The sequence below is a fragment of the Streptococcus mitis SK597 genome (assembly GCF_000148545.1).
In the GTDB taxonomy this organism is placed as follows: Bacteria; Bacillota; Bacilli; order Lactobacillales; family Streptococcaceae; genus Streptococcus; species Streptococcus mitis_C.
Genome location: NZ_AEDV01000037.1, coordinates 1 through 9,335 on the forward strand (window position 1 = coordinate 1; position 9,335 = coordinate 9,335).

The window sequence follows — 9,335 nt, forward strand, 5'->3', positions numbered from 1 at the left end:
TTATACCACATTGTGTACTATTTTTGGTTCATTTTACTATATTAAACTGCATAGCTCACTTTTCAGTAGGAATCAGCTATTGTATTCGCTAGATGTTAGCTGACATCAATTCACTACTGTTTAAAATTTTGAGAGTTTTGCAGTTTTTGAGTTCAGTTTCTGTTTATTCACCAAAGAAAAATGGTGGGGCGAACCGTTTCAGCTCTTCAAAGCAATGTTGGGCTGCCTCTGCATCTTCACAGATGACAAGGCAGACATCATCACCACAGAGGGTAGCGATAGCGTCAGGGAAACTCAAAGCATCAATGATAGAACCAAATGATTGAGCCAGTCCAGGAAGGGTTTTTAGTAGAACTTGATGTTGAACTGGGCGCATCAAGACAAGGGCATCTTCCATGTAGAGTTCAAGACGTTTTTCCCATTTTGAGATAGAACCTGTATTGAGCACGTAGTAAGAGTTGTCTTCTTCTCGTACTTTTGAGAGGTTCATACTTTTAATATCCCTCGAAAGTGTAGCTTGTGTAACTTGAATGTCATTATCAGCAAGAAGGGCTTGCAACTCAGCCTGTGTATGAATCTTGTTTTTTGCAACAAGAGCGCGTATGAGTTGGTGTCGGTGTTCAGATTTATTCATAATAATTTAACTCCTTTTTTAGTGAGGCAGGGTAAGAGTAGACTGTTCAAGATCGACAGTCAAGTGGTAGTCGGTATTGTCACGGATTGTGATTTCAAAGTCAGTCGTATAGAGGACTAAACGAAGAGTATCTCCTTCTTTTAACTTGTAAATAGTAGGTTGTAGTTCAAATTGCACATCCATCCATTCATCTGCAGTAATATCCTCTACTAACAGTAAATCATTTCTATTTTGTAAATTGATGTAGCCTTTTGTCACGACTCGCTGTGCATCTGGCCTAAATGGTAATTCACAGAGATTTTCCAACATGTGGTAGCGTCCATTATCAATGGTTCTAGCACCTAAAACAGCAGGATAAGGTTGTAGGTATTTCTTTTGACCAAGTTCCAGTAGTTGAGCAGATAAAAGCCCCTTGTTTGTGCTGGATTTGATACGAAGATTAAGTTGAGCTCGACCGTTCAAGTGAAGATCCTTAGTCACAGGAAGGTCAATAGTAATCTGATTGGTTTTTCCTTGATAGAGTTCTGTATTGAAGGTCTGGTAGGTCTTACCATAGCGCTCAAAATCCTTATCTGGATACTGGTTTTGAATGACTTTCTCTTCTTGACCAAGTGAGAAGGTTTCAAAGTTTTCTTGCCCACCGAAGTTATCAAGTGATAACCAAGTCTGAGGGGCTGTATTGTCCTGCCAGATAACAGTAGGAAGTTGGAAATCTGTATCTTGTCCCAGTAATTTCTTTGTCAACAAAGCATTCATTGACTCACGGAAGTCAATGGATTGCCAGTTGTTCATGTAAACATGGGCACCATTATGGAAAAAGAGATGCTTGTGTATATGAGCAGGGAGAGCATGGAACATCTGGTAAACATGAAGTGGTTTAACATTCCAATCCTGAGACCCGTGGGTAAAGACAACCTCTGCTTTTACCTTATGGGCATTGAGCAGATAATTACGGTCATGCCAAAACTGGTTATAGTCGCCGGTCTTGCGATCCAGTTGTTCCTTTACTTTTTCTAAGTCAGCTTGGTGAGCTTCATTGCCACGGATATAGTCGCCAGCCAAGAGATTACGAGAATAGGTTAACTCAGCAAGGGAGTCAAAGTCCTCACCTGGATAGCCACCTGGGCTGGTCACTAGACCGTTTTCACGGTAGTAGTTGTACCATGAAGAAATGCCAGCCTCAGCAATGATAACCTCTAAACCATCGACTCCTGTAGTCGCAAGACCATTGGACATTGTACCTAGATAAGAAAGTCCAGTTGTGGCTACTTTTCCATTTGACCAGTCAGCCTTGACTTGACGCTGGCGCGTGTGGTCGGTAAAGGCACGGCAACGACCATTAAGCCAGTCGATGACATTTTTATAAGCTTCGATTTGTTGGTAGTCTCCGTTAGTCATGAAACCAGTAGAGTCTTTGGTACCAACACCTGAAACATAGAGATTGGCAAAACCTCGTGGGAGGAAGTAGTCGTTGAGTGTATAGCTAGAGTTGATGTGACTTAGCTTTTCCTCAGCTTCTGACACAAGATTAGCTTGGCCTTGAGGCTGGACGAGATTGAGTTGAGGTTCCTCTAGTTCAATCTTATGAGCAGGTTTAACCTCAAGCTCGCCCTCCATCTTGTAGAGAGCCTTATCGCTTGCCTTGTCATTTGTTCCCTGATGATAAGGACTGGCTGTCATGATGGCAGGGATTTGCCCCTCATAACGTGGACGAATAATGCTGACCTTGACTAGGTCTGGTAGCCCTTTTTGGTCAGTATCGACACGAGACTCAACGTAAACGACTTCACGAATGACATCATGGCTAGAAAAAGTTGCTAAACTCTTGCCGTTAAAGTAGTGGTAGTCATTATCCTCCGGAATAAGACCATCACTAACAAGTTGGTCGATAAGAGTATTTCCCTTTTTGGTGCGAGTATTGAGTAACTGATAGAGATTTTCAATCAAGTCACCGTATACAATAGGAAATCCAGCCTCTTTACGAAAAGCTTCACTGTCTTCGAAGTCAACCAAATAAGAAAAGCCTAAAAGTTGAAAAGCAACAGTATAAAAAATATCTGCTGTCAGTTCATCTTTTGATTGAAAAAATGTCAGCAGGTCTGTTTTTTTATCAGCCGCTAGGATGGAAAGTGGGTAGTTGGTGTCTTGATAAGTGAAAAAGAAACGACTTAGAAAAGACTCCAACATCTTTTTATTTGTTGACTCAGATGGAAAATCAAATCCATACTTTTTTAATTCATATAAAATAGTATCTCTTGGAAGTGATAAATAGCTGAATTGATTAAAGCGCATAAAACCTCCTTGTAAAATAATAATTAAGGTTATTATATCAAAAAAATAGGAGAAAGGGAATCATTAAGTGAGAAAGAAATTAATTAAAGAATAATGAATACAATTTATATGAAATAATATGTGATATTCTATAGCATTCATAAATTAAACGATATCTAACAAGAATTTTGAATGAATTTATCTCACTTCTTTAAAAGAGATATCCATTTATTGGGATAAAAAGTTCAAAATAGTTTACAGAAACATTTTTACTGCAAATATATTTGTTATTTTTTCATCCAAAATGCCTTATTTAAAATATAAAATAGAGATAGGAGTCATTGCTTTTGTCTTTCTCTTTTTGAAAATGGTATAATATAGTGAGAAGGATAGAGGAGAAGTGTAAATTGATCGCACAACTAGATACAAAAACAGTCTATAGTTTTATGGAGAGCGTCATTTCGATTGACAAGTATGTGAGAGCAGCTAAAGAATACGGCTACACTCATCTGGCCATGATGGATATTGATAATCTTTACGGTGCTTTCGACTTTCTAGAGATTACAAAAAAATACGGTATTTATCCTTTACTAGGGCTTGAAATGACAGTGTTTGTGGATGCTCAGGAAGTGAATCTGCGCTTTTTAGCTCTATCTAGTGTGGGCTATCAGCAGTTGATGAAGCTTTCAACAGCAAAGATGCAGGGGGAGAAAAGTTGGTCAGTCCTGTCCCAGTACCTGGAGGATATTGCGGTCATTGTGCCTTATTTTGAAGAGATTGAGTCGCTAAATCTAGGATACGATTATTATATAGGGGTTTATCCAGAAACACTGACAAGTGAATTTCATCATCCTATTTTGCCTCTTTATCGGGTCAATGCTTTTGAAAGCAGGGATAGAGAAGTTTTGCAAGTATTAACAGCGATTAAAGAAAACCTACCACTCAGAGAAGTTCCCTTGCGCTCACGACAAGATGTCCTTATATCAGCAAGTTCTTTAGAGAAATTATTCCAAGAACGTTTTCCTCAAGCCTTGGAAAACTTAGAAAAGCTTATTTCAGGTATTTCTTACGATTTGGATACTAGTTTGAAACTGCCTCGTTTTAACCCAGCTAGACCAGCAGTAGAAGAGTTGAGAGAACGCGCTGAGCTTGGGCTTGCCCAGAAGGGATTGTCTAGTAAAGAATATCAAGATCGACTAGACCAAGAATTGGCTGTTATTCATGATATGGGCTTTGACGATTATTTCTTGGTTGTCTGGGATTTGCTGCGTTTTGGACGTTCGAATGGCTATTATATGGGAATGGGACGGGGTTCTGCAGTAGGTAGCTTGGTTTCCTATGCCTTGGATATTACAGGGATTGACCCAGTAGAGAAAAATCTGATTTTTGAACGCTTTCTTAATCGTGAACGCTATACCATGCCTGATATTGATATTGATATCCCAGATATTTATCGTCCAGATTTTATCAGATATGTTGGCAATAAATATGGCAGTAAACATGCTGCACAAATCGTTACTTTTTCAACTTTTGGAGCCAAGCAAGCTCTACGAGATGTATTGAAACGCTTTGGTGTGCCAGAGTATGAATTGTCTGCAATTACCAAGAAAATCAGTTTTCGTGACAATCTCAAGTCGGCTTATGAGGGTAACCTCCAGTTTCGTCAGCAAATTAATAGTAAGTTAGAATACCAAAAAGCCTTTGAGATTGCTTGCAAGATAGAGGGCTATCCAAGACAAACCTCTGTCCATGCAGCTGGTGTTGTAATCAGTGACCAAGATTTGACCAACTACATCCCTCTGAAGCATGGTGATGAAATTCCACTGACTCAATATGATGCTCATGGAGTCGAAGCAAGTGGACTTTTGAAGATGGACTTTCTGGGACTGCGAAATTTGACCTTTGTCCAGAAGATGCAAGAATTGCTTGCTAAAATAGAAGATATTCACTTGAAAATTGAAGAAATAGATTTGGAAGACAAAGAAACGTTGGCTTTATTTGCTTCTGGTAATACAAAAGGTATCTTTCAATTTGAACAACCTGGTGCCATTCGCCTGCTAAAACGTGTACAACCAGTTTGTTTTGAAGATGTCGTAGCGACTACTTCCCTAAATCGACCAGGTGCTAGTGACTATATCAATAATTTTGTGGCAAGAAAGCATGGGCAGGAAGAAGTGACTGTTCTGGATCCAGTACTGGAGGATATTTTGGCTCCAACCTACGGCATTATGCTCTATCAGGAGCAGGTTATGCAGGTTGCCCAGCGATTTGCCGGATTTAGTCTTGGAAAAGCCGATATTTTGCGTCGGGCTATGGGGAAAAAGGATGCCTCTGCCATGCATGAGATGAGGGCTTCTTTTATTCAAGGTTCATTAGAAGCTGGACACACAGCGGAAAAGGCAGAGCAGGTCTTTGATGTCATGGAGAAGTTTGCAGGTTATGGTTTTAACAGGTCACATGCCTATGCCTACTCAGCCTTGGCCTTCCAGTTGGCTTATTTCAAAACGCATTATCCAGCCATCTTTTATCAGGTCATGTTGAATTCTGCCAACAGTGATTACTTAACAGATGCCTTAGAAGCAGGCTTTGAAGTAGCGCCTCTGTCCATCAACACCATTCCCTATCACGATAAAATTGCTAATAAGTCCATCTATCTAGGATTGAAATCGATTAAGGGAGTCAGCAAGGATTTGGCACTTTGGATTATTGAAAATAGACCTTATTCTAACATTGAAGATTTTATAGCTAAATTACCTGATAATTATCTGAAACTCCCTCTGCTAGAACCTTTGGTAAAAGTTGGTCTTTTCGATTTATTTGAAAAAAATCGTCAAAAAGTATTCAATAATTTAGTTAATCTATTTGAATTTGTAAAAGAGTTAGGAAGTTTGTTTGGAGATACTATTTATAATTGGCAGGAATCGGAAGATTGGACAGATCAAGAAAAATTCTATATGGAACAAGAGCTTTTAGGGATAGGTGTCAGCAAACATCCCCTACAAGCTATTGCAAGTAAGGCTATTTATCCGATTACACCAATTGGAAAATTGTCAGAAAATAGCTATGCTATTATTTTGGTTGAAGTTCAGAAGATAAAAGTAATTCGTACCAAAAAGGGCGAAAACATGGCTTTCTTACAGGTAGATGACAGTAAGAAAAAATTGGATGTCACTCTCTTTTCAGACTTATATCGTCAGGTTGGGCAGGAAATAAAAGAGGGAGCCTTCTACTATATAAAAGGAAAAATCCAGTCACGTGATGGCCGTCTGCAAATGATTGCGCAAGAAATAAGAGAAGCAGTTGCTGAACGTTTTTGGATACAGGTAAAAAATCATGAATCGGATCAAGAAATTTCGAGAATTTTAGACCAATATAAAGGTCCAATCCCAGTCATTATCAGGTATGAAGAGGAACAGAAAACAATCGTTTCCCCTCATCATTTTGTAGCTAAATCCAATGAATTAGAAGCGAAATTGAATGAAATTGTTATGAAAACGATTTATCGCTAAAAATACGGAAAATAGAAGAATTTTAAAATCAAATGTGGTATAATCAATAAGAATGTTAAAAGAAAAAGGAGCATAACCAATATGAAACGTATTGCTGTTTTGACTAGTGGTGGAGACGCCCCTGGTATGAACGCTGCTATCCGCGCAGTTGTTCGTCAAGCAATTTCAGAAGGAATGGAAGTTTTTGGTATCTATGATGGATATGCTGGTATGGTTGCTGGTGAAATTCATCCCCTAGATGCAGCTTCAGTAGGAGACATCATTTCTCGTGGTGGTACTTTCCTTCACTCAGCTCGCTATCCAGAGTTCGCTCAACTTGAAGGGCAACTTAAAGGGATTGAGCAATTGAAAAAACACGGGATTGAAGGTGTAGTTGTTATCGGTGGTGACGGATCTTACCACGGTGCTATGCGTTTGACTGAACATGGCTTCCCAGCTATCGGTCTTCCAGGTACAATCGATAACGATATCGTTGGTACTGACTTTACAATCGGTTTTGACACAGCGGTTACGACTGCTATGGACGCTATCGATAAGATTCGTGATACATCATCAAGTCACCGTCGTACTTTTGTAATCGAAGTTATGGGACGTAACGCTGGTGATATCGCTCTTTGGGCTGGTATTGCAACTGGTGCTGATGAAATCATTATTCCTGAAGAAGGATTCAAGATTGAAGATATCGTAGAAAGCATTAAATGTGGTTATGAGTGTGGTAAAAAACACAATATCATCGTCTTGGCAGAAGGTGTGATGTCAGCAGCTGAATTTGGTAAAAAACTAAAAGAAGCTGGGGATACAAGCGACCTTCGTGTGACAGAACTTGGACATATTCAACGTGGTGGTTCTCCAACTGCGCGTGACCGGGTATTGGCGTCACGTATGGGTGCGCATGCTGTTAAACTTCTTAAAGAAGGTATCGGTGGTGTTGCGGTTGGTATCCGTAACGAGAAAATGGTTGAAAACCCAATTCTTGGAACTGCAGAAGAAGGAGCATTGTTTAGCCTTACTGCAGAAGGTAAGATTGTTGTTAACAACCCACACAAAGCCGACATTGAGCTATCTAGCTTGAATAAGAGCTTGTCATAATTTACAATTTAGTTAATAAGACCAAAAAGGTCATATATATAAAGGAGTCACAAAAATCATGAACAAACGTGTAAAAATCGTTGCAACTTTGGGTCCTGCGGTAGAAATCCGTGGTGGTAAAAAATTCGGTGAGGACGGATACTGGGGTGAAAAACTTGATGTTGAAGCTTCAGCTAAAAACATTGCTAAATTGATTGAAGCTGGTGCTAACACATTCCGTTTCAACTTCTCACACGGTGACCACCAAGAACAAGGTGAGCGTATGGCAACTGTTAAACTTGCTGAAAAACTTGCAGGTAAAAAAGTTGGTTTCCTTCTTGATACAAAAGGACCAGAAATCCGTACAGAATTGTTCGAAGGTGAAGCTAAAGAGTATTCATACAAAACTGGTGAGAAAATCCGTGTTGCAACTAAACAAGGAATCAAATCAACTCGTGAAGTGATTGCATTGAACGTTGCTGGTGCTCTGGATATCTATGATGATGTTGAAGTTGGTCGTCAAGTTTTGGTTGACGATGGTAAACTTGGTCTTCGTGTGGTTGCTAAAGATGACGCAACTCGTGAATTTGAAGTTGAAGTTGAAAACGATGGTATCATCGCTAAACAAAAAGGTGTTAACATTCCTAACACTAAAATTCCTTTCCCAGCTCTTGCTGAACGTGATAACGACGATATCCGCTTTGGTCTTGAACAAGGTATCAACTTCATCGCTATTTCGTTTGTACGTACTGCAAAAGACGTGAACGAAGTTCGTGCAATTTGTGAAGAAACTGGAAATGGCCATGTTCAATTGTTCGCTAAAATCGAAAACCAACAAGGTATCGATAACTTGGATGAAATCATCGAAGCTGCTGATGGTATCATGATCGCTCGTGGTGACATGGGTATCGAAGTACCATTCGAAATGGTTCCAGTTTACCAAAAAATGATCATCACTAAAGTCAATGCTGCAGGTAAAGTTGTTATCACTGCAACAAACATGCTTGAAACAATGACTGAAAAACCACGTGCAACTCGTTCAGAAGTATCAGACGTATTTAACGCTGTTATCGACGGAACTGACGCAACAATGCTTTCAGGTGAGTCTGCAAACGGTAAATACCCACTTGAGTCAGTAACTACAATGGCTACAATCGACAAGAACGCTCAAACTCTTCTTAACGAATACGGTCGTTTGAACTCAGATTCATTTGAACGTAACTCTAAGACAGAAGTAATGGCTTCAGCTGTTAAAGATGCTACTAACTCAATGGACATTAAATTGGTTGTAACTCTTACTAAGACAGGTCACACTGCACGTTTGATCTCTAAATACCGTCCAAATGCTGACATCTTGGCATTGACATTCGACGAATTGACAGAACGTGGATTGATGTTGAACTGGGGTGTTATCCCAATGTTGACAGATGCTCCATCTTCAACTGACGATATGTTCGAAATCGCTGAACGTAAAGCAGTTGAAGCAGGTCTTGTAGAATCTGGTGACGATATCGTTATCGTAGCTGGTGTACCACTTGGAGAAGCTGTTCGTACAAATACAATGCGTATCCGTACAGTACGTTAATTAATAGAAAAATAGCCTATCATATCAAGCTTTCTAGCCTGTATGATGGGCTTTTTTTGTATATGAGCAAAGCTTTTACTTTTGATTTAATGCAACTGTATCAAGTGAATCGATTACTGCTTGCTTCATGCTCTTTGTGACGTGAGTGGAAATCTGATTTGTTGCTTTAGCGTCTTTATAATCTACACGCGACATGATGGAATGAAGAGGAATATTGCTTTTTACAAGCAAACTAATACTCAATGAAAATCAAAGTGCAAACTAGGCG

5 protein-coding genes are annotated in these 9,335 nt (G+C 39.5%); 3 read left to right on the forward strand and 2 right to left on the reverse strand.

Annotated features, from left to right (window positions below; all coding sequences use genetic code 11):
• Positions 1 to 163: 163 nt before the first annotated feature.
• Positions 164 to 634 (reverse strand): arginine repressor, encoded by a 471-nt coding sequence (locus SMSK597_RS06920; protein WP_001043004.1) that lies wholly within the window; start codon positions 632 to 634, stop codon positions 164 to 166.
• Positions 635 to 652: 18 nt separating this feature from the next.
• The gene (locus tag SMSK597_RS06925; protein WP_001212012.1) at positions 653 to 2,926 is read right to left on the reverse strand and encodes a Xaa-Pro dipeptidyl-peptidase; all 2,274 of its coding nucleotides are present in this window, start codon (positions 2,924 to 2,926) and stop codon (positions 653 to 655) included.
• Positions 2,927 to 3,312: 386 nt separating this feature from the next.
• On the opposite strand from SMSK597_RS06925, the gene SMSK597_RS06930 reads away from it, so the two are divergent.
• The 3 genes from SMSK597_RS06930 (at position 3,313) to pyk (ending at position 9,067) form a co-directional block, all read left to right on the forward strand.
• Positions 3,313 to 6,414 (forward strand): DNA polymerase III subunit alpha, encoded by a 3,102-nt coding sequence (locus tag SMSK597_RS06930; RefSeq protein WP_000561495.1) that lies wholly within the window; start codon positions 3,313 to 3,315, stop codon positions 6,412 to 6,414.
• Positions 6,415 to 6,495: 81 nt separating this feature from the next.
• Positions 6,496 to 7,503, forward strand: a complete 1,008-nt coding sequence (gene pfkA / locus SMSK597_RS06935; RefSeq protein WP_000820862.1) for a 6-phosphofructokinase — start codon at positions 6,496 to 6,498, stop codon at positions 7,501 to 7,503.
• Positions 7,504 to 7,561: 58 nt separating this feature from the next.
• Positions 7,562 to 9,067 carry a pyruvate kinase gene (gene pyk / locus SMSK597_RS06940; RefSeq protein ID WP_001042817.1) on the forward strand — a complete coding sequence of 502 codons (1,506 nt, stop codon included), beginning with the start codon at positions 7,562 to 7,564 and terminating at the stop codon, positions 9,065 to 9,067.
• Positions 9,068 to 9,335: the final 268 nt, after the last annotated feature.